Source organism: Streptococcus sp. 27098_8_86, from assembly GCF_041432595.1.
GTDB classification, from domain to species: Bacteria; Bacillota; Bacilli; order Lactobacillales; family Streptococcaceae; genus Streptococcus; species Streptococcus pneumoniae_F.
Genome location: NZ_JAPVZW010000005.1, coordinates 64,811 through 86,553, shown reverse-complemented (window position 1 = coordinate 86,553; position 21,743 = coordinate 64,811). Strand labels below are relative to the sequence as shown.

At 41.3% G+C, this 21,743-nt stretch carries 22 protein-coding genes, 1 pseudogene and 1 riboswitch; of the genes and pseudogenes, 19 read left to right on the top strand and 4 right to left on the bottom strand.

The genetic code is table 11. The features are described 5' to 3' along the window. Positions 1–10: 10 nt before the first annotated feature. Positions 11–904 carry an ABC transporter permease gene (locus tag O3616_RS06010; RefSeq protein ID WP_371638374.1) on the top strand — a complete coding sequence of 298 codons (894 nt, stop codon included), beginning with the start codon at positions 11–13 and terminating at the stop codon, positions 902–904. 12 nt (positions 905–916) lie between these two features. Beyond that, positions 917–1,720 carry an ABC transporter ATP-binding protein gene (locus O3616_RS06005; protein ID WP_050391064.1) on the top strand — a complete coding sequence of 268 codons (804 nt, stop codon included), beginning with the start codon at positions 917–919 and terminating at the stop codon, positions 1,718–1,720. 43 nt (positions 1,721–1,763) lie between these two features. Here the strand turns inward: O3616_RS06005 and O3616_RS06000 are convergent, their stop codons facing one another. Together O3616_RS06000 and trkA are read right to left on the bottom strand one after the other, a co-directional pair. Then, the gene (locus O3616_RS06000) at positions 1,764–3,203 is read right to left on the bottom strand and encodes a TrkH family potassium uptake protein (protein ID WP_084950054.1); all 1,440 of its coding nucleotides are present in this window, start codon (positions 3,201–3,203) and stop codon (positions 1,764–1,766) included. A 3-nt stretch (positions 3,204–3,206) separates the two neighbouring features. Continuing rightward, a complete protein-coding gene (trkA, locus tag O3616_RS05995) occupies positions 3,207–4,556 on the bottom strand; it encodes a Trk system potassium transporter TrkA (RefSeq protein ID WP_000691701.1) in 1,350 nt (449 codons plus the stop codon). Between the two features lie 188 nt (positions 4,557–4,744). Between trkA and O3616_RS05990 the strand changes: the two genes are divergently transcribed. The 16 genes from O3616_RS05990 to rpsI all read left to right on the top strand — a co-directional run bounded on the left by O3616_RS05990 (position 4,745) and on the right by rpsI (position 19,767). Continuing rightward, positions 4,745–5,593 carry an S-adenosyl-l-methionine hydroxide adenosyltransferase family protein gene (locus O3616_RS05990; protein ID WP_049542540.1) on the top strand — a complete coding sequence of 283 codons (849 nt, stop codon included), beginning with the start codon at positions 4,745–4,747 and terminating at the stop codon, positions 5,591–5,593. A 15-nt stretch (positions 5,594–5,608) separates the two neighbouring features. Then, positions 5,609–6,154, top strand: coding sequence for an ECF-type riboflavin transporter substrate-binding protein (locus tag O3616_RS05985; RefSeq protein WP_125456435.1), 546 nt, complete (start codon positions 5,609–5,611; stop codon positions 6,152–6,154). Between the two features lie 167 nt (positions 6,155–6,321). Then, positions 6,322–8,004, top strand: coding sequence for an ABC transporter ATP-binding protein (locus O3616_RS05980; RefSeq protein WP_371638373.1), 1,683 nt, complete (start codon positions 6,322–6,324; stop codon positions 8,002–8,004). Then, entirely contained in the window at positions 7,989–8,819 is an 831-nt protein-coding gene (locus O3616_RS05975; RefSeq protein WP_371638372.1) for an energy-coupling factor transporter transmembrane protein EcfT, read from the top strand. The genes O3616_RS05980 and O3616_RS05975 overlap by 16 nt, the downstream gene beginning before the upstream one ends. A gap of 192 nt (positions 8,820–9,011) precedes the next feature. Next, complete coding sequence (locus O3616_RS05970; protein ID WP_371638371.1) at positions 9,012–9,515, top strand: tRNA (cytidine(34)-2'-O)-methyltransferase; 504 nt, start codon at positions 9,012–9,014, stop codon at positions 9,513–9,515. A gap of 59 nt (positions 9,516–9,574) precedes the next feature. Then, a riboswitch (FMN riboswitch) is annotated at positions 9,575–9,793 on the top strand. Positions 9,794–9,957: 164 nt separating this feature from the next. Further along, the gene (locus O3616_RS05965; protein WP_000185823.1) at positions 9,958–10,521 is read left to right on the top strand and encodes an ECF transporter S component; all 564 of its coding nucleotides are present in this window, start codon (positions 9,958–9,960) and stop codon (positions 10,519–10,521) included. After that, entirely contained in the window at positions 10,511–11,161 is a 651-nt protein-coding gene (locus O3616_RS05960) for a phosphatase PAP2 family protein (RefSeq protein WP_371638370.1), read from the top strand. Before O3616_RS05965 ends, O3616_RS05960 begins: the two co-directional genes overlap by 11 nt. A gap of 27 nt (positions 11,162–11,188) precedes the next feature. Next, positions 11,189–11,608, top strand: coding sequence for a chromosome partitioning protein ParB (locus O3616_RS05955; protein WP_371638369.1), 420 nt, complete (start codon positions 11,189–11,191; stop codon positions 11,606–11,608). Between the two features lie 4 nt (positions 11,609–11,612). Next, positions 11,613–12,062, top strand: coding sequence for a GNAT family N-acetyltransferase (locus O3616_RS05950; protein WP_371638410.1), 450 nt, complete (start codon positions 11,613–11,615; stop codon positions 12,060–12,062). A 270-nt stretch (positions 12,063–12,332) separates the two neighbouring features. Then, entirely contained in the window at positions 12,333–13,379 is a 1,047-nt protein-coding gene (pheS, locus tag O3616_RS05945; RefSeq protein WP_000103743.1) for a phenylalanine--tRNA ligase subunit alpha, read from the top strand. Further along, entirely contained in the window at positions 13,379–13,888 is a 510-nt protein-coding gene (locus O3616_RS05940) for a GNAT family N-acetyltransferase (RefSeq protein ID WP_225742256.1), read from the top strand. Before pheS ends, O3616_RS05940 begins: the two co-directional genes overlap by 1 nt. Before the next feature lie 76 nt (positions 13,889–13,964). Further along, positions 13,965–16,370, top strand: coding sequence for a phenylalanine--tRNA ligase subunit beta (gene pheT, locus O3616_RS05935; protein WP_371638368.1), 2,406 nt, complete (start codon positions 13,965–13,967; stop codon positions 16,368–16,370). Between the two features lie 234 nt (positions 16,371–16,604). Then, the gene (locus O3616_RS05930) at positions 16,605–17,498 is read left to right on the top strand and encodes an ABC transporter ATP-binding protein (RefSeq protein ID WP_020902740.1); all 894 of its coding nucleotides are present in this window, start codon (positions 16,605–16,607) and stop codon (positions 17,496–17,498) included. Continuing rightward, positions 17,495–18,694 (top strand): ABC transporter permease, encoded by a 1,200-nt coding sequence (locus tag O3616_RS05925; protein ID WP_261266509.1) that lies wholly within the window; start codon positions 17,495–17,497, stop codon positions 18,692–18,694. Before O3616_RS05930 ends, O3616_RS05925 begins: the two co-directional genes overlap by 4 nt. Positions 18,695–18,909: 215 nt before the next feature. Then, complete coding sequence (rplM, locus tag O3616_RS05920; protein ID WP_001044624.1) at positions 18,910–19,356, top strand: 50S ribosomal protein L13; 447 nt, start codon at positions 18,910–18,912, stop codon at positions 19,354–19,356. A gap of 18 nt (positions 19,357–19,374) precedes the next feature. Continuing rightward, positions 19,375–19,767 (top strand): 30S ribosomal protein S9, encoded by a 393-nt coding sequence (gene rpsI, locus O3616_RS05915; protein ID WP_000075973.1) that lies wholly within the window; start codon positions 19,375–19,377, stop codon positions 19,765–19,767. Positions 19,768–20,024: 257 nt separating this feature from the next. Here rpsI and O3616_RS05910 read toward each other — a convergent pair. Together O3616_RS05910 and O3616_RS05905 are read right to left on the bottom strand one after the other, a co-directional pair. Next, a pseudogene (locus tag O3616_RS05910) lies at positions 20,025–20,132 on the bottom strand (integrase); the annotation flags it as partial. A gap of 49 nt (positions 20,133–20,181) precedes the next feature. Beyond that, positions 20,182–20,478, bottom strand: a complete 297-nt coding sequence (locus tag O3616_RS05905) for a cytoplasmic protein (protein WP_371638367.1) — start codon at positions 20,476–20,478, stop codon at positions 20,182–20,184. An 855-nt stretch (positions 20,479–21,333) separates the two neighbouring features. On the opposite strand from O3616_RS05905, the gene O3616_RS05900 reads away from it, so the two are divergent. Continuing rightward, positions 21,334–21,672, top strand: a complete 339-nt coding sequence (locus O3616_RS05900; RefSeq protein WP_371638366.1) for a helix-turn-helix domain-containing protein — start codon at positions 21,334–21,336, stop codon at positions 21,670–21,672. Positions 21,673–21,743 lie beyond the last annotated feature (71 nt).

Here is a 21,743-nt window from a genome sequence, read left to right as displayed (position 1 = left end):
GAGGTTTGAGATGAATTTTGTATTATCTAGTTTATCAGAAGGTTTGTTGTGGTCGATTATGGCGATTGGGGTCTACTTGACTTTCCGTATTTTGGATATTGCGGATATGACTGCTGAGGGGGCCTTTCCACTGGGGGCGGCTGTCGTCGTATCTCAGATACAGGCAGGGACAAATCCTTGGATTGCGACCTTACTTGCTTTGTTGGCAGGTATGGTAGCAGGTCTAGTATCAGGAATGCTCCACACCAAGATGAAAATCCCAGCTCTCTTGACAGGGATTGTGACCTTGACAGGGCTCTATTCCATCAATATTAAAATCATGGGAAGTGTGCCTAATCTTTCCTTGGGAGATTCTTCAACTGTCTTTAAACAGTTGGCGAGCTTGGGGCTGACAAATGAAGAAGCTGTTTTCTCACTTAGTTTAGTCTGTCTCTTACTTGTTTGTTTGGTCTTGACACTTTTGATGAAAACGGAGATTGGTTTGGTTTTACGTTCTACTGGGGACAATATTCCTATGAGTGAGGCCAATGGAGTCAATGTAGACACGATGAAGATTGTTGGTTACATGATTTCAAACAGCTTGATTGCCCTATGTGGTTCCTTGTTCGCCCAAAATGATGGATTTTCAGATGTGACTTCTGGGACAGGAACCATCGTTGTTGGTTTGAGTGCAGTGATTATTGCGGAAGTCTTGATTCACGACTTGACCATCGGAGGTCGCTTATTATCCATCGGAATCGGTGCTATTGTATACCGTTTGATTATTTTAAATATCTATGAAATTCCAAATCTAGATCAAAACTTGGTACGTCTCTTTAATGCAATCTTGCTAGCCTTAGTTTTATTTGCACCAGAATTGCAAAAGAGATTAAAGATTCGTGGTCTGAAATTGAGAAATGAATAGGAGGAGAAAGTTATGGCAAGTTTGTTAACACTTGAAAATATTCACAAAACATTTGAAGCAGGGACGGTCAATGAGAACCATGTCCTCAAAGGATTAGATTTAGAGGTTGAAGAGGGAGATTTTATCTCTGTGATTGGTGGAAATGGAGCAGGGAAATCCACTTTGATGAATATCTTGGCTGGCAATCTATCGGTGGATGAAGGGGACCTTTTATTGGCAGGTAAATCCATTAAAAATCTGAGTGTCAGAAAGAGAGCCAAGGATATTGCCCGTGTTTTTCAAGATCCTAAGATGGGGACAGCTTCTCGTTTGACGATTGAGGAGAATATGGCTATTGCCTTGAGACGCGGGCAGAAGAGAGGGCTTGGTTGGGGAGTGAAGGAGAAGGATAGAATCCAGTTCCAAGAGGCCTTGAAGGAGTTGAATATTGGTCTTGAAAACCGCTTAAAAGTAGATACTCAATATCTCTCAGGAGGACAAAGACAGGCCTTGACCCTAGTCATGGCAGCTCTGGTGAAACCCAAACTTTTGCTTTTGGATGAACATACTGCGGCACTTGACCCGAAAACTAGTCAGATGGTGATGGACTTGACGCAAAAGATTGTGGAACACCATCAGTTGACGACTTTGATGATTACCCATGATATGAACCATGCGATTGAGTACGGAAATCGTCTCATTATGCTCTATCAGGGTAAGATAGTGGTGGATGTCAAAGGAGAAGAGAAAAAGAATCTAACAGTTGAAGATCTCATGCATCTCTTCCAGAAAAATAGTGGCCAAAGTTTGGTCAGTGATGAATTAGTTTTGGGATAAAGAAAAACACCACACTTTGTAAGACACAAGGTGTGGTTGTATTTTATCTCTTAGACCAAGTTCTCTTCATAAAGAGAAGTAGGATTGGATAAATCTCCAAGCGCCCTGCAATCATTGCAAAGGAGAGGAGAATTTTTGAGATAGGACTAAAGATTGCGAAACTAGAAGTGGTTCCTAGAATAGGCCCGATGTTATTGAAACAGCTAAAGACTGCGCTGGTCACAACCAGAAAATCATTGCTATCTAGGCTGACAATAAAGATAAGTGCTAGCAAAATCATAGAATAGATGACAAAGTACTTGAGAATCTTATGCTGGGTATCTTTGTCAATCACAGTTTTATTAACATGGAGGGTCAAAACACGGTGGGGCGATAGGATTGACAAAATCTGATTTTTAGCAATTTTTGAAAGGATGAGGCCTCGAATAACCTTGAGTCCACCTGCGGTTGATCCAGCGGAGCCACCGATTCCCATGAGAAAGAGGAGGATAAACTGGGAGAAGAGAGGCCAGTTAGTAATATCTCCATATCCAAAACCAGTTGTTGTAATGATGTTGGAAACCTGGAAGAAGGCCATTTCAAAACTCTTTGAAAATCCCGGGTAGAGATAGAGGGTATTAAGGCTGATCAAGCCTGTAGAAATCATTACGATGAATAAGTAAGCCCGAAGTTCTTCATCTCCAAAGAAGGCCTTGACGCGACGGATCATGAGGTAGTAGTAGAGGTTGAAATTTACCCCAAAAACCAGAACTCCGATACTAACCAGATAGGTAATCAGTGAGCTACCATAGTGGGCAATTCCGTCGTTATAGACGGTAAATCCTCCTGTACCCGCTGTTCCCATGGCAATGACAAAACTATCAAATAGAGGCATTCCGGCTAGGTAATAGATGATGACAAAGAGGGAAAAGAGAGCTAGATAAAGGAGATAGAGAATCTGGGCAGTATTTTTTAGCTTGGATACTACTTTACCGAAAACAGGGCCAGGAACCTCAGCCTTCATCACCTCTAGGTGGCTATTTTTGGCGTTATCCATAATAGCAAGTGCAAAAACAAGCACTCCCATTCCTCCAATCAAGTGGGTAAAGCTTCGCCAGAAGAGGAGGGAACGACTGAGAACCGAAACGTCGTTCAGAATAGTTGCTCCAGTAGTTGTAAAGCCAGAACTAATCTCAAAAAAGGCATCGATAACGCTGGGAATTTGCCCAGCAAAGACAAAGGGGAGACCGCCAAAGAAAGACCAAAGTATCCAACAGAGGGCAACAATCAAGATTCCCTCCTTGGCATAAATCCGTTGATTTTTTGGCTTTTGTAAAATTCCTGAACCACCTAGTAATACGAGAAGCCCAATCGTTGTAAAGAGGGCTGTAAAGACTTGGCTCGATTCGTGGTAATAGACAGCTACAGCTACAGGAACCAAGAGGAGAACAGCTTCAATCAAAAGTAACTTTGAAAGGAGGTAACGAATCATACTTTTATTCATTTCTTACCTCGCGATCAAGTCATAAATCTTGGTGATGTTTGGCAACAAGGTTGTTACTAGGAGTTTGTCTCCGACTTCAAGCATATCCTCCCCAGTTGGGAAAATAGTCTTGCCCTTTCGAATGATGGCTGCAATAAGAACCCCTTTTTTCAATTTCAGTTGAGAAAGTGGTTTGGCAGTCATTTTATTAGCTTCCTTGATATGGAATTGCAGGGTTTCGATTTGGCCATTGGCTAGATGGTGCATAGCTTGAAGGTCTGAATACTGGGCATTAACCCGACCACGAATAAAGTGCATAATCGTATCTACAGCGATGCTTTTAGGTGTGATGATACTTGAAAAATCAGGCGCATTGATAATTTCGAGGAGACTGGTACGATTGACCTTAGTGATATTTTTCTGTACACCTACCCTGTCAAGGAACATAGAGGTAATCAGATTTTCCTCGTCGACTCCTGTTAGAGTCGCAACGGCATCATAGTTTTGAGCACTTTCTTCCAGCAGGATATCTTTTGCGGTACCATCTCCTTGAACGATGTAGAGATTTGGGAATTTCTCGCTAAAGAAGCTGGCGATCTCAGGATTGATTTCAATAACCTTGGTATCGATACGACTGTCTTTGAGGATACCTAGTAGATAATAGGCAATTCTACCTGCACCGACGATGAGAAGGCTCTTCACGGCACGAGATTTGAAATAATTATGGAAGAGCATCATATCAACACGGTTACCAGTGACAAAGATTCTATCTTTATCCTGTATGGTCATGTCACCGCTTGGAATGATAATTTGATGATCCCTCTCTATCGCACAGACAATGACATTGCCAAATTTTTTCCGAAAATCAGAAATGGGCATTTGGCAAAGACCACTGGAGGATTTAACAGTGAATTCCATCAAGCTGACCCGTCCACCAAAGAAACGTTCGACAGAGAGGGCGTTGGGGAAGTCAATAATATTCGCGATAGCGCGGGCAGCCAAGAGCTCAGGGTTAACGATAAGAGAAAAACCGAGAATATTCTTTTCCTTGAAATAAGAGTTAGAATATTCAGGGTTCCGCACCCGAACGATGGTCTCTTTAGCTCCCATTTTTTTGGCTAGAACGGCTGCAATCATGTTCACTTCATCGTATTCAGTCAGGGCGATAAAGATATCACAATCCTGGACACTGGCTTGCTCAAGGATGGTAAAATCGGCCCCGTTACCAAGGATACCCATGATATCAAAGCGATTGACAATATGATTGAGGACAGCTTCGTCTTGCTCAATCAGCAAAACATCATGCTTTTCTGCAACCAAGGAGCGACAGAGGGCAGAACCAACTTTTCCCCCTCCGACAAGGATAATTTTCATAATAAAACCTACTTCTTCATTATGTAACTATCATACCTTTTTTCAAGAAAAAATGCACCTACTAGCTAATCACCAGAGTTTTTAGTAGGAAATTTGCTATAAGGTAAAACTATACCCTAACCAATTGAAATAGCTATTAGCGACTTTCTCTGAAATATGGTATGATAAAGGATATATAAGGAGATAAAATGAATAATAATTTACTGGTATTACAATCAGACTTTGGTCTGGTAGATGGTGCGGTATCGGCTATGATTGGAGTGGCTTTAGAAGAATCTCCAACCTTAAAAATTCATCACTTGACGCACGATATTACGCCTTATAATATTTTTGAGGGGAGTTATCGTCTCTTTCAGACGGTGGATTACTGGCCTGAGGGAACGACTTTTGTATCGGTTGTCGATCCAGGTGTCGGCTCGAAACGTAAGAGTGTAGTTGCCAAGACTGCAAAAAATCAATACATTGTCACGCCAGATAATGGGACGCTTTCTTTTATCAAGAAACACGTTGGCATTGTAGCTATTCGTGAGATTTCTGAAGTGGCCAATAGACGTCAAAATACAGAGCATTCTTATACCTTCCACGGTCGTGATGTCTATGCCTATACTGGTGCTAAACTGGCCAGTGGTCACATTTCTTTTGAGGAAGTGGGACCAGAGCTCAGTGTGGATCAGATTGTGGAGCTTCCAGTCGTAGAGACCATCATTGAAGACCATTTGGTGAAGGGAGCTATTGATATTCTGGATGTGCGTTTCGGCTCGCTTTGGACCTCTATCACACGAGAAGAGTTTTACAAGCTGGGACCAGCATTCGGTGACCGTTTTGAGGTGACTATCTATCATGCAGATATGCTGGTCTATCAAAATCAGGTTGTTTATGGCAAATCATTTGCAGATGTGAGAATTGGGCAACCCATCCTTTACATCAACTCTCTCTATCGTTTAGGTCTGGCTATCAACCAAGGTTCCTTTGCCAAGGCTTATAATGTGGGCGTCGGTTCATCTTGGACCATTGAAATAAAGAAAATAGAATCATAAAATAGGAGAATATAGATGAAAAATCAATCAATTAAACAAGTTGTTGCTATCGGTGTTGGAGCTGCTCTCTTTGTTGTCATCGGGATGATCAGCATCCCGACACCCGTTCCAAATACAAGCATCCAGCTTCAGTATGCGGTACAGAGCCTCTTGTCTATCATTTTTGGCCCTCTAGTAGGACTACTTGTTGGTTTAATTGGGCATGCTGTTAAGGATTCTATTGCAGGCTATGGTCTTTGGTGGACTTGGATTATTGCTAGTGGTCTCTTTGGTCTAGCCGTCGGACTCTTTAGAAAATACATTCGAGTAACACAGGGTGTTTTTGAGTTGAAGGATATTGTCTTCTTTAACCTCATTCAGATTGTTGCAAATGCTCTTGTTTGGGGTGTCTTGGCACCACTTGGAGATGTTGTGATTTATCAAGAAGCGGCAGAAAAAGTATTTGCCCAAGGGATTGTTGCGGGAATTGCTAATGCTGTAACTGTAGCTATCGCAGGGACCCTTCTCTTGCTAGCTTATTCACGTACGCAGACTCGTTCAGGAAGTTTGAAAAAGGATTAATATAAGGGAAAAGGCTGGGAAACCGGTCTTTTTCGATGTTTATAGGCTAGTAAGGTAAGCAAGCTAGGCTAGGAATTTTTTGGCACTAAGATTTTAAGAGAAGAGTCTGCAAGAAGGGGTAGATTTATGATAAAATAGAAGTCTAAGAAGCGAATGAAGAGAGTAAGATGAAAGAAGCTATAATTGAGTGGAAGGATTTCTCTTTCCAGTATGAAACGCAACAAGAACCGACCTTGCAAGGAGTGGACTTAACCATTTATAAGGGAGAGAAAGTTTTAATTGTTGGGCCATCTGGGTCAGGCAAGTCTACCTTGGGTCAGTGTTTGAATGGGATTATTCCCAATATTTACAAGGGTCAGACGTCTGGAGAATTTTTGATTAAGGGGCAAGCAGCCTTTGATATGAGCATCTATGATAAGTCTCATCTGGTCAGCACGGTTTTGCAGGATACAGATGGGCAGTTTATCGGTTTATCCGTGGCAGAGGATTTGGCTTTTGCTCTGGAAAATGATGTAACAGCTCTAGATGACATGAAAAATCGTGTTCATAAATGGGCTGAAAAGCTGGACCTTATTTCTTTACTAGCTCAGCGTCCCCAGGATTTGTCAGGTGGACAAAAGCAGCGAGTTAGTCTAGCTGGTGTCTTGATTGATGAGAGTCCGATTCTCTTGTTTGATGAGCCACTAGCCAATCTTGATCCCAAGTCAGGTCAGGATATTATCGAATTGATTGATCAGATTCATAAGGAAGAGGGGACGACGACCCTTATTATTGAGCACCGTTTGGAGGATGTTCTGCATCGCCCTGTGGATCGGATTGTCTTGATAAACGATGGTCGTATCCTCTTTAATGGGAGTCCTGACCAGTTACTGGCGACTGATTTATTGACCCAAAATGGAATCCGAGAACCCCTTTATCTAACCACTCTCCGTCAATTAGGTGTGGATTTAGCCAAGGAAGAACAATTGGCAAATTTGGACAACTTGTCTATCTCAAAAGGCCAGGTCCAGTTGCGAACGGAACTGGTAAAAGAAACCCCAGAATTGCAGTCACTCTTTAGACTAGAGGACGTGTCGTTTTCTTATGACGATAGACCGATTTTAAAATCCATTCATTTAGATATTAAAAAGGGTGAAAAGATTGCCATTGTCGGGAAAAATGGAGCAGGGAAATCAACCCTAGCCAAGGCCATAAGCAGCTTTATCCAGACGGAAGGTCGCTATCTTTGGGAAGGGCAGTATATAAAAGGAGATTCTGTTGCAGAACGGGCGGAACGAGTAGGCTATGTGCTGCAAAATCCCAATCAAATGATTTCAACCAATATGATTTTTGATGAGGTGGCTCTAGGACTTCGTTTGCGAGATGTGGACGAGCAGGAAATTGAAACGAGAGTCTATGAAACCTTGAAAATCTGTGGTCTCTATGAATTCCGTAATTGGCCCATATCTGCCTTATCATTTGGTCAGAAGAAACGTGTGACTATTGCCTCAATTTTGGTCTTAGGCGCTGAAATCATTCTCTTAGATGAGCCAACAGCAGGTCAAGACCAGAAGAACTATACTGAGATTATGGAATTTCTCGAAGAGTTGCATCAACAAGGGCATACGATTGTCATGATTACCCATGATATGCAATTGATGCTGGATTATTCAGACCGAGCCCTTGTCATGGTGGACGGGGAATTGATTGCCGATACTGATCCAGCTAGTCTGTTGAGCAATCCTGAGCTGTTAGTAAAAGCCAACCTAAAAGAAACTTCAATCTTCAACTTGGCCAAGAAACTAGACGTGGATCCACTTGCTTTAACGGCATTTTACAAAGAAAGGAGAGAAGGATGCAAGCTAAATTAATCGGTTACCAGCAAAGAGATACTGTGATTCATCGCTTGTCAGGAGCTGGGAAACTCCTCTTTTTCATCCTTGTATCATTGGCGGCCATGATTAGCTATGATACCAGACTGCTTGTTCTGATTGCCATCTTTTCGGTCTTTCTCCTCTATTTGTCAGAAATCCGTTTTAAAGATGTTTCCTTTGTGGCAGTTTTTGCGACGGTATTTGCGATTTTGAATGTCTTGATGGTCTATCTCTTTTCTCCTGAATATGGGGTTGGACTTTACGGAGAGAGAAGTGTGATTTGGCAGGGAATCGGTGCCTACACTCTGACCAGTCAAGAGCTCTTTTATCTGCTAAATCTGGCTATTAAGTACCTTTGCACCATTCCTCTGGCTATTATCTTTTTGATGACAACCCACCCTAGTCAGTTTGCTTCCAGTTTAAATCAAATTGGTGTGCCCTATAAGATTGCCTATTCTGTCAGCCTGACCTTGCGCTATATTCCAGATTTGCAGGAAGAATTCTTTACAATCAAGATGTCTCAGGAAGCGCGTGGGATGGAATTATCCAAGAAAGCTTCTCTCATGCAACGAATCAAAGGTAATCTGCGCATTATTACGCCCTTGATTTTTAGCTCGCTAGAACGCATTGATACTATCGCGACCGCCATGGAGCTTCGACGCTTTGGGAAAGAGAAAAAACGCACTTGGTATAGTTATCAGGCCTTGAAAAAAGGAGATTATATTACCTTGCTCTTGGCAACCTTGTTTTTAGTAGCTAGTTTACTACTTATCTTGCAGAATCAGGGACGATTTTACAATCCTTGGAAATAGCTTGAAAAAATTGAAAAAATCAAGTCGTTTCTATTGACAATGATTCTGAAAGTGTTATACTAAGAAAGTAGTTTCGCTGATTTACTTCAAACCTGTTGTGAGGTAAGTTAACGATGCCTTAACCACGCTGTTTGCTGAGCTTGACTCCGGGCAGTGTGGCTATTTTTTTGCAATGGTAAAAGGAAGCAAGTCATGACAAATCACATTGTATTATTTGAACCTCAAATTCCACAAAATACAGGCAATATCGCGCGTACTTGCGCTGCGACAAATTCTCCCCTCCACATCATCAGGCCAATGGGCTTTCCTATTGACGACCGCAAGATGAAGCGAGCTGGATTGGATTATTGGGATAAGCTAGAGATTTATTTTTACGAGAGTTTGGAGGATTTCATGTCTCAGATGAAGGGCAAACTCTATCTGATTTCGAAATTCGCGGAAAAAGTCTATTCTGAGGTGGATTTATCGACTGATGAAGACCATTATTTTCTCTTTGGACGTGAAGACAAGGGCTTGCCGGAGGACTTTATGCGAGAACATCCTGAGAAAGCTCTCCGTATTCCTATGAATGATGAACATGTTCGCAGTCTCAATGTGTCTAATACCGTCTGCATGATTGTCTATGAGGCTCTCCGCCAGCAGAACTTTGCAGGTCTTGAGCTTGTTCATACCTATGAAGTGGATAAATTGAAATAAAAAATGAAAATGAAAATGAACAAAATGCTTGCGCTTGCAAGCGTTTTTTGTTATGATAAAAGAGTCTTCAGGGCAGGGTGAGATTCCCGACCGGCGGTAAATTTGACTAGCTATTTTAGCTTTCTCGTCGTTGTCTTGTCTCGATATACTTTAAGTATTGTCTTCGACTGCGACGCCTAGATAAATCTAAAATATCTTAGCCAAATAAGTCCGCGAGCGCAAGCTGATGTGGTGAAATTCCACAACCGACAGTATAGTCTGGATGGGAGAAGACGAAAGAATAGCTTTGTCTGTTCTGATAGATTTATAGCTAGATTGTAACCGCTTGCTTTTGTTTTCTTTAATAGAGTGAGAGGGAACTTTTGGGATATAAAAAGTGAGAATAGATAGAGGAATCCTTTCTAACTTCTTCTGATTTTATAGAAAATTGGAGGAACCTGTTATGACAAACACACGTCGACTTTCGACCATTGCGATTTTATCAGCCATCTCATTTGTGCTGATGTACTTTGACTTTCCGCTTTTACCAGCGGCATCTTTCCTCAAGATCGAATTTAGTATCTTGCCAGTCCTTGTGGGCTTGGTGGTCATGGATTTGCCTGCTGCTCTAGGAATTCTCTTGCTTCGCTCACTCTTGAAATTGCTTCTTAACAGCCAGGGGGTGAATACTTATATTGGTTTGCCAATGAATATCGTAGCTTTGGGAGTTTTTGTCATCGTATTTGCTTTGATTTGGAAAAAGGAACGGACAACCCTTCGTTTCCTACTAGGTTCTCTAGCTGGGACTATTGGTTTAACCGTGGCTATGTTGGTTCTCAACTATGTTTATGCTGTTCCTTTGTACGCTAAGTTTGCTAACTTTGATATTGGAAAAATTTTGGGACTTTCCAACTACCTAATGACCATGGTATTACCTTTTAACTTGATTGAGGGTGTAATCTTTTCCGTTTCATTCTGGTTGTTGTATGTTCTCTTGAAACCAACCTTAAAACATTATGAGAGATAAACAAACATTTTTAATGAAGGGCAGTTTTGCCCTTTTACTTTTCGTTATTCTTGGCTATATGGTCAAATTTTACCCTGAAATGTTGGTCAATTTTGACCAACCGATACAGACTGCCGTTCGAGGAGACTTACCAAATTATTTGACGATTCTTTTCAGGGCCATCACACGCTTGATTGATATTCCAGTGATTATCACTTGGGTTGTCATTACAGCTTTTGTCTTTTATCGTAAGCGGTGGAAGATAGAAAGTTTCTTCATGCTGGGAAATCTGGCTTTGGCAGGTCTTTTAATCGTGACCTTTAAAAATATCTACCAGCGTCCACGACCAGCTATTTTACACTTGGTTGAGGAGAAGGGATTTTCCTTTCCAAGCGGCCATTCTCTGGCTGTGACGCTGATGGTAGGGACTTTGATTGTTATTCTTAGTCAGCGGATGAAAAATCTGGTCTGGAGAAAAGTCGTACAAATCGTCCTTGGCTTTTACTTAGTCAGTGTGCTGGTATCAAGGGTTTATCTGGGAGTTCATTATCCATCAGATGTCCTTGCCAGTCTCTGTGTCGGCTTGGGAGTCCTGTTTATCGAGTTTCCCTTCTATGACAAGATTCGCTTCCAATGGCGATTTAAAGGTAAGCAGAAGTGAGTATCAAATTCCTTTGAGGAGAAAGAAATGAAAGTCAATATAGCAGATCTTCATCCGACTCAACTATACTTATCAGAAAAGAAACTAACAGGCATCCAGACACTTTATCAGTCGGCGGAAATAATCAATGTTGCTCCAATCACTATTCTTGCGTTAGGAGATTGCTTGTTGATTACAGATGGGCATCACAGGGCTTATCAGGCTTTATTGGCAGGTCGGGATACGATTTCTGCTGAGTGGGATAGAGATGGTGGTGATGAACTATATCATCTCTATGCGCAAGCCTGCGAAGAAAGAAAAATCTACTCTGTTCTGGATTTAAAAAATCATATCTTACCTCAAGATGAGTATGAAGCAAAATGGTATAACTGGTGTGATGGTTTTAATCAAGCAGCAACTCTCTTATTGAAAAGGAAAGCAGATGAAACGGATTTTACAAATAGATAATGCACTGCGTCTTGTTCCTTATTATAAGGTCAATCATTGTGAAGAAGCTTTTGCTTGGTATCAGGATGTGAACTTGGTTCACCTCGTAGATGGTGTGAAGAGACCTTATAGTCAAGAAACTTTGGAAGCCATGTATTCCTATTTGGATCAGCATGGTGAGCTTTTTTGGATTGAAGTCAAGGAGAAGGGTGAATGGTTTCCAATTGGGGATGTTACACTATCTCAGGACAATCTCCCCATTGTGATTGGAAATCCCGCTTACCAACATCGAGGACTTGGAAAAAAGATCCTAAGTACTTTGATTGAATTGGCTCGAATAAAAGGATGGAAAGAATTGAGAGTCAAGGAAATCTACACTTACAATCATGTATCTAGGCGCTGTTTCAAGTCGCTTGGATTTGTGGAAAATGGAGCAACAGAAAAAGGAACGAGTTTTGTATTGAAATTAGTCTAATCTAACTTGTTTTTTAACTAAAAATCTGATAAACTATGTAGTAATTGAATAGAAATCTGCAAGACTAGTAACTCAAGGGAAGTATATCAGGGAGGAGAGCCGTGACTGCAAGCTCTCTATATGAAAGCTGGGTGAATTCACTTGCGTATGGATTTAGAAATGAAGGTCTGACTTGTCAGATGAAAACGGATGGTACCGCGTGTCAACGCTCCGAGTGGAGTTTTTGGCATGTGGTTTTCTTTTTATCTACGAGCGACTGATGGAGGAATTATGTCAACTATTGAAGAACAATTAAAAGCGCTTCGCGAAGAAACGCTGGCTAGCTTGAAGCAGATTACTGCTGAAAATGAAAAAGAGATGCAAGATTTGCGTGTCTCTGTCCTTGGTAAAAAGGGTTCGCTCACTGAAATCCTCAAAGGGATGAAAGATGTTTCTGCTGAGATGCGTCCAATCATTGGGAAACACGTCAATGAAGCTCGTGATGTCTTGACAGCTGCTTTTGAAGAAACAGCTAAGCTCTTGGAAGAAAAGAAAGTTGCGGCTCAACTGGCTAGCGAGAGTATCGATGTGACACTTCCAGGTCGTCCAGTTGCGACTGGTCACCGTCACGTTTTGACACAAACCAGTGAAGAAATCGAAGATATCTTCATCGGTATGGGTTACCAAGTCGTGGATGGTTTTGAAGTGGAGCAAGACTACTATAACTTTGAACGTATGAACCTTCCAAAAGACCACCCAGCTCGTGATATGCAGGACACTTTCTATATCACAGAAGAAATCTTACTCCGTACTCACACGTCTCCAGTTCAAGCGCGTGCCATGGATGCCCATGATTTCTCTAAAGGTCCTTTGAAAATGATTTCGCCAGGGCGTGTGTTCCGTCGTGACACAGACGATGCGACCCACAGTCACCAGTTTCACCAAATTGAAGGCTTGGTTGTTGGGAAAAATATCTCTATGGCTGATCTTCAAGGAACCCTTCAGTTGATTGTGCAAAAAATGTTCGGTGAAGAGCGTCAAATTCGTTTGCGCCCATCTTACTTCCCATTCACAGAGCCATCTGTTGAGGTGGATGTTTCTTGCTTCAAGTGTGGTGGAGAAGGCTGTAACGTATGTAAGAAAACAGGTTGGATCGAAATTATGGGTGCCGGTATGGTTCACCCACGTGTCCTTGAAATGAGTGGTATCGATGCGACTGTTTACTCTGGATTTGCCTTTGGTCTTGGACAAGAGCGTGTAGCTATGCTCCGTTATGGAATCAACGATATCCGTGGATTCTACCAAGGAGATGTCCGTTTCTCAGAACAGTTTAAATAGTGATTAGAAAAGTAGAAAAGGCAGATGTTGGGGTGTTGGCTAAAATTGCCAAACAAACCTTTCGTGAAACATTTGCGCATGATAATACGGAAAAGCAGTTACAGGAATACTTTGAAGAGGCTTATAGTCTGAGAGTTTTGTCAACTGAGTTGGAAAATCCTGACTCCGAAACCTATTTCATTATGCACGAAGAGGAGATAGCTGGTTTTCTTAAAGTCAACTGGGGAAGTGCTCAAACTGAGAGAGAATTAGAGGACGCTTTTGAAATTCAACGCCTCTATGTGCTACAAAGATACCAAGGATTTGGACTAGGTAAGCAACTGTTTGAATTTGCTCTTGAACTTGCTACAAAAAATAATTTTTTCTGGGCTTGGTTAGGTGTTTGGGAGCATAATACAAAAGCTCAAGCGTTTTATAATCGATATGGTTTTGAAAAATTTAGCCAACATCATTTTATGGTTGGTCAAAAAGTAGATACGGATTGGTTACTGAGAAAGAAATTAAGGTAAGAAGATGATTCTTCTATTGAAATGATAGGAAAGGAAAAGAACTAGAGTGGCAACTGTCATTCTGGAGAACTAAATTATGCTTGTATCTTATAAATGGTTAAAAGAATTGGTGGACATTGATGTTCCATCACAAGAGTTGGCTGAAAAAATGTCAACTACAGGGATCGAGGTAGAAGGTGTCGAATCACCTGCTGCTGGTCTCTCAAAAATTGTCGTCGGTGAGGTCTTATCTTGCGAAGATGTGCCAGAAACTCACCTCCATGTTTGTCAGGTTAACGTTGGCGAAGAAGAAGCACGTCAAATCGTTTGTGGTGCTCCGAATGTGCGTGCTGGTATCAAGGTTATGGTGGCTCTTCCAGGTGCTCGCATCGCTGACAACTACAAAATCAAAAAAGGAAAAATCCGTGGCTTGGAGTCACTTGGGATGATCTGTTCACTTGGTGAATTGGGAATTTCTGACTCAGTTGTGCCTAAGGAATTCACAGATGGCATCCAAATCTTGCCAGAAAATGCCGTTCCTGGGGATGAAGTCTTCTCATATCTAGACTTGGATGATGAAATCATCGAACTGTCTATCACACCAAACCGTGCGGACGCTCTTTCTATGCGTGGAGTAGCTCACGAAGTTGCAGCCATCTATGACAAGGCGGTCAACTTTAAAGAATTTACTCTTTCAGAAACTGACCAAGCTGCAGCAGATGCTCTTTCTGTGGGCATTGAGACAGACAAAGCGCCTTACTATGCAGCTCGTATCTTGGACAATGTTACTATCGCACCAAGTCCACAATGGTTGCAAAACCTTCTTATGAATGAAGGTATTCGTCCTATTAACAACGTGGTGGACGTGACAAACTACATCCTGCTCTACTTTGGTCAACCAATGCATGCTTTTGACTTGGATACCTTTGAAGGGACTGACATCCGTGTGCGTGAAGCGCGTGCTGGTGAAAAATTAGTGACCTTAGACGGTGAAGAACGTGACTTGGAAACAAATGACCTAGTCATCACTGTCGCAGACAAGCCAGTAGCCCTTGCAGGTGTTATGGGTGGTCAAGCAACAGAAATCTCTGAAAAATCTAGTCGTGTTGTCCTTGAAGCTGCAGTCTTCAACGGAAAATCAATCCGCAAGACTAGCGGACGTCTCAACCTTCGTTCAGAATCATCTTCTCGCTTTGAAAAAGGCATCAACGTGGCAACAGTTAACGAAGCCCTTGATGCGGCAGCTAGCATGATTGCCGAACTTGCAGGTGCGACGGTGCGTAAAGGTATCGTTTCAGCGGGTGAGCTTGATACCTCTGATGTGGAAGTTTCTTCAACTCTTACTGATGTTAACCGTGTCCTTGGTACAGAACTTTCTTACTCGGATGTAGAAGACGTCTTCCGTCGTCTTGGCTTTGGTCTTTCTGGAAATGCAGACAGTTTTACAGTCAGCGTCCCACGCCGTCGCTGGGATATCACTATCGAGGCAGACCTCTTTGAAGAAATCGCTCGTATCTATGGATATGACCGCTTGCCAACCAGCATTCCAAAAGACGATGGGACAGCTGGTGAATTGACTGCTACACAAAAACTCCGCCGTCAAGTTCGTACGATTGCTGAAGGAGCAGGTTTGACAGAAATCATCACCTATGCTCTAACAACTCCTGAAAAAGCAGTTGAGTTTACGGCTCAACCAAGCAACCTTACTGAACTCATGTGGCCAATGACAGTGGACCGTTCTGTCCTCCGTCAAAATATGGTGTCTGGTATCCTTGATACTGTTGCTTACAACGTGGCTCGCAAGAACAAAAACTTGGCCCTTTACGAGATTGGAAAAGTCTTTGAACAAACAGGCAATCCAAAAGAAGAACTTCCAAATGAGATCAACAGCTTTGCCTTTGCCTTGACAGGCTTGGTTGCTGAAAAAGATTTCCAAACAGCAGCAGTTCCAGTTGATTTCTTCTATGCTAAAGGAATCCTTGAAGCCCTCTTTGCTCGTTTGGGACTCCAAGTAACTTATACAGCAACATCTGAAATCGCTAGCCTTCATCCAGGTCGTACAGCTATGATTTCACTCGGTGACCAAGTTCTTGGTTTCCTTGGTCAAGTGCATCCAGTCACTGCTAAGGCTTACGATATTCCAGAAACGTATGTAGCTGAGCTCAACCTTTCAGCCATCGAAGATGCCCTTCAACCAGCTGCTCCATTTGTGGAAATCACCAAATTCCCAGCAGTTAGCCGTGACGTTGCCCTCCTTCTCAAAGCAGAAGTGACTCACCAAGAAGTTGTGGACGCTATCCAAGCTGCCGGCGTGAAACGTTTGACAGATATCAAACTCTTTGACGTCTTCTCAGGTGAAAAATTGGGACTAGGTATGAAGTCCATGGCTTATAGCTTGACTTTCCAAAATCCAGAAGATAGCTTAACGGACGAAGAAGTCGCACGCTATATGGAAAAAATCCAAGCGTCTCTCGAAGAAAAAGTCAATGCAGAAGTACGTTAAAGTATCAATCCATCCTTTGGGGTGGATTTTTGCTTTTCAAATAACAATTCAGGATCAAAAATAGACAGTTGAGGAACAGAAGAGATAAATTAGAATTTAGCACTGTATAATGTACTCATAACTCAAAGTACCCTAAGATTTTTTACTAAAATGAGGATGATAAAATGAACAGAAATCATTGTAAAGGCTATCAAAAAGGAGTATAATGAGTGCAAGACATTTCGGAGGTGAAAGATGCTAGAAGTAAGAAGTCTAGAGAAAAGTTTTGGACCCAAGCAAGTTTTGTTTGGTATTGACTTTCAAGCACGACCAGGTCGTATTTTGGGATTAGTAGGGAAAAATGGTGCTGGGAAGACAACGATTTTTCACAGTATTTTGAAGTTTTTAGAATACCAAGGAGAAATCAGTCTAGATGGTCAGGATATTCGTCAGGAGACCTATGCTCGGATTGGCTATCTGCCTGAAGAACGCAGTCTCATGCCTAAATTGACAGTCCTTGAACAAGTTCGTTACTTGGCGACTCTAAAAGGTATGGATGCCAAGGAGATCAAGGAAAAACTCCCTCAATGGATGAAGAGGTTGGAAGTGAAAGGGAAGCTGACTGATAAAATCAAGAGTCTGTCAAAAGGAAATCAGCAGAAGATTCAGCTCATTATTACTCTGATTCATGAACCAGACTTGATTATCTTGGATGAGCCTTTCAGTGGATTGGACCCAGTTAATACAGAATTGCTCAAACAAGTTATTTTTCAGGAAAAAGAGCGCGGAGCAACCATTATCTTTTCTGACCATGTCATGACCAACGTCGAGGAGCTTTGTGACGATATTCTCATGATTCGAGATGGTCGTGTGGTCTTGCATGGGCCAGTTCAGGATGTCCGCAATCAATACGGGAAAACGCGTCTCTTTGTTTCAAGTGAACGAAGCAAGGAAGAATTGGAAAACCTTCCTCATGTCAAACAGGTGAGCTTGACCAAACAAGGTAGTTGGAAATTGATCTTAGAGGATGAGAGCGCTGGAAGGGAACTCTTCCCAATCTTGACTCAGGGGCAATACATCGCAACCTTTGACCAGCAAGCGCCAACAATTGATGAAATCTTTAAACTAGAATCAGGGGTGGAAGTATGAGCAATATGTGGGTTGTAATGAAGGAAACCTATCTTCGACATGTCAAATCGTGGAGTTTCTTCTTTATGGTGATTTCACCATTCTTGTTTATCGGTCTCTCTGGAGGAATTGGCTATCTCCAAGGCTCTTCTATGGCCAAAAATAGTAAGATAGCAGTAGTAACAACTGTGCCATCTGTGGAAGATGGGCTCAAGGGTACTAATGGTATCAACTTTGATTATAAGGATGAAGCCAGTGCCCAAGCTGCTATCAAAGATGAGAAAATCAAGGGTTACCTAACTATTGATCAAGAGGATAGTGTCATCAAAGCCGTTTACCATGGTGAAACTTCTCTTGAAACAGGCATCAAGCTAGCAGTGACCAATAAACTCAATGAGCTTCAAGGTCAACTCAATCGCTCGGCGGCTAATTTGTCTCAAGAACAGGAAAAACGCCTGAGTCAAACCGTTGATTTTACTGAGAAGATTGATGAATCTAAGGAAAACAAAAAAATTGTTCAAACCATTGCGGCCGCAGGGCTTGGTTTCTTCCTCTATATGATTTTGATTACCTATGCTAGTGTCACTGCTCAGGAAGTGGCCAGCGAGAAAGGAACCAAAATCATGGAGGTGGTCTTCTCTAGTATCCGAGCTAGTCATTATTTCTACGCTCGCATGCTGGCTCTGCTTCTTGTGATTTTGACCCATATTGGCATTTACGTCGTGGGTGGACTTGCTGCCATTCTTCTCTTTAAGGACCTACCAATCTTGGCACAATCTGGTATTTTAAACCATATAGGAGAGGCTTTCTCGCTCAACACCTTATTGTTTGTCTTGGTTAGCCTCTTTATGTACGTTGTTTTAGCAGCCTTCCTAGGTTCTATGGTTTCTCGTCCTGAGGATGCAGGAAAAGCCTTGTCGCCTTTGATGATTTTGATTATAGGTGGTTTTTTTGGAGTGACAGCTCTAGGTGCAGCTGGTGACAATCTCATCTTGAAGATTGGTTCATACATTCCCTTTATTTCGACTTTCTTCATGCCGTTTAGAGCTATTAATGGTTATGCAAATGGGTTAGAAGCTTGGATTTCGCTTGCTATTACGATTGCTTTTGCAGTAACGGCAACAGTCTTTATCGGGCGTATGTATGCTAGTCTCGTTTTGCAAACAGATGATTTAGGTCCTTGGAAAACCTTTAAACGTGCCTTATCTTATAAATAGAAGAGCCTCGCGAAAGCGAGGTTTTTTAGAGATAAAAAGAGTGGAATTCAGAAAAATATTTTTCATATCTATTGACTTTTAGGGGTGAAATTTGGTATTATAGTAGGCGGTATTGTTTACCCCATTTGAAAGGCCCCGGAACCTTCCAAATACTTTTCGATGGGAAGGAACACCCATCACCGTAAACAAAAATCGAACTATATATAGGAGAAATCATGAACAAAACAACATTTATGGCTAAACCAGGCCAAGTTGAACGTAAATGGTACGTAGTTGACGCAACTGATGTACCACTTGGACGTCTTTCTGCAGTAGTTGCTAGCGTACTTCGCGGAAAAAACAAACCAACATTTACACCACACACTGATACAGGTGACTTTGTGATTGTTATCAATGCTGAAAAAGTTAAATTGACTGGTAAAAAAGCAACTGATAAAATCTACTACACTCACTCAAACCACCCAGGTGGATTGAAACAAATCTCTGCAGGTGAACTTCGTTCTAAAAATGCAGTACGTTTGATCGAGAAATCAGTTAAAGGTATGCTTCCACACAATACTCTTGGACGCGCTCAAGGTATGAAGTTGAAAGTATTTGTTGGAGCTGAGCACACTCACGCTGCACAACAACCAGAAGTTCTTGATATTTCAGGACTTATCTAAGGAAAGGAACAATAAAGTATGTCACAAGCACAATATGCAGGTACTGGACGTCGTAAAAACGCTGTTGCACGCGTTCGCCTTGTTCCAGGAACTGGTAAAATCACTGTTAACAAAAAAGATGTTGAAGAGTACATCCCACACGCTGACCTTCGTCTTGTAATCAACCAACCATTCGCAGTTACTTCAACTGTAGGTTCATACGACGTTTTCGTTAACGTTGTAGGTGGTGGATACGCTGGTCAATCAGGAGCTATCCGTCACGGTATCGCTCGTGCCCTTCTTCAAGTAGACCCAGACTTCCGCGATTCATTGAAACGCGCAGGACTTCTTACACGTGACTCACGTAAAGTTGAACGTAAGAAACCAGGTCTTAAGAAAGCTCGTAAAGCATCACAATTTAGTAAACGTTAATTCGAAAGAATTACTATACTTACAGAGAGCACCTTTCGGGGTGTTCTTTTTTATACTTTCTTACTAAATTGGTGCAATTGACACAGTTGTTGCGACTTTAGTCGCTTACAAATGTGGCTGCAACCTGACGAAGTCAGTTGCCTCAAAACGTTAATCAATGCTATTATATCAACGTTTACAGACATTCAAGAATTTTCTCTTGGATGTCTTTTTTGTCTGAAAATCAAGAGTCCACCCCAAAATTCACCCCATCATTTTTATAGACTACGAAATGCAATATCTCCAACAGTCTGATTTACAGTATCTTTTGTGTTGACATAAGTCTTTGTTGTAATCGTTTTACTATGCGTTAGTGCTTTATAGATTCCATAGTTTAATCCAATTTTAGCCATGTATGTTTTCTCCTATTCTTTTTTATTTTTTCAAAACCAATTTTTCAGCAAATACATTAAGTGCTGGTGCAACAGAATTTCCATTTAGGGAAGTATCTGCGAGGAAAATGGGCTTAACCACTTCAACCAAAGCATCTTCTAGAAAGACGGTAGCTGAAGCAGGTGTGATTACGTGGAAGGCTCCGTGTTGTTCATTGTTTAGCACGTGGCGTTGATATTTTCCTTCTTTTCCGAAGACATAGCGTGGGGCATTTCCCAATTTTTCGTAGTAAGCAGTGCCGATAAATTCTGGTAGCATGACAAGTGTTTCTGGGATCATAAGTGTTTCCTTTCTGAGTCTAAAATAAAAAGAGTTAAGCTAGTTGCTTCACTCTTGAGTAGTAATGAGTAAAAAGTTTTCGTTTAAACATTCTTGTATAAAATTGTGCTTCACCATGAGCAAAGCCAGTAAGCAGTGATTGATTGAATAGTTTATCTAAATCCTTTTGGGCTTGGTGATAGAGTTGCCCCTGGAGTTGTTCCGATGAGGAAAAGATATCATAGGTGAAAATGTAGTTTTTATAGATTCGTTCACATTGTTGTGCGAAAAAAGTTAGTCATAGTGTTCTCCTTTATTGTAAAAGTAAAAAGCTACTAAGAAAATGGACTTAGTAGCTAGAGTAAATCTATCTAATAAATTAGATAGACAGCAGTAGAGAAAAGTTATTTGGTTGAAGGATTCCTCCTTCACGGTGGCAACGTTTAGCAAGGTGCTTTGCGTTAATTACCATCGCTTTCCCAGCCAATCTCAAAAGGTAGTCACTATCATACCCTATGGATTCTCTTACGCCTTTTGGCGAAGCCAGTTCACTTTACTATACGGAAAAGTGCGAAAGTCCGAAATGCGTGGAAGTCCACAAAATGTTTTATATCTTCACTTCAACCATAAACAGACTTGACTTTTCTTTCCAAAACATTTACAATAAAGGTACGAAGTTTAGTGTAGTTTTGGCAATCAGTCCTCTGGTTGTCAGACGCACTTTTTATTAAATTTTCAAAGTTCATGATGCTAAAAGTTAAGCATTATTATTTTTACAACTGTTATAACTAACAGTTATATTTGAATTATATAACCTATGGTTATATTTGTCAAGAGATTTTTGAAAAATTCTTTAAAAATTTTAAGAGGAATACAATGGAATTTTCGGAACGCTTAAAAAAACTAAGAAAACAAGCACAATTAACCCAGGTTGATGTTGCTGAAGAACTAGGGATTTCACAGCCTGCTTACGCTTCATGGGAGCGTGGAGTAAAAAAACCGACACAAGAAAATCTTGTTAAGATTGCACAAGTATTAGATGTTACAGTTGACTACTTAGTTGGAAACTCAGGAGAAAAATCAGATGAACTAGATAATATTGAATTGCTTTTCCGTATGAACTCAAAAGGTCTGACAGATGAAGAAAAAGCAGTCTTCAAAAAAGAACTAATAGAGTTTATGGAAGAGAGGAAAAAGGTGTTTATAGATAGATAAATTTACATAGAGACTTTACTTAAATAAATATAATTTAGAAAAATGAAAGTAAATGTACCTGAAAATTTGGA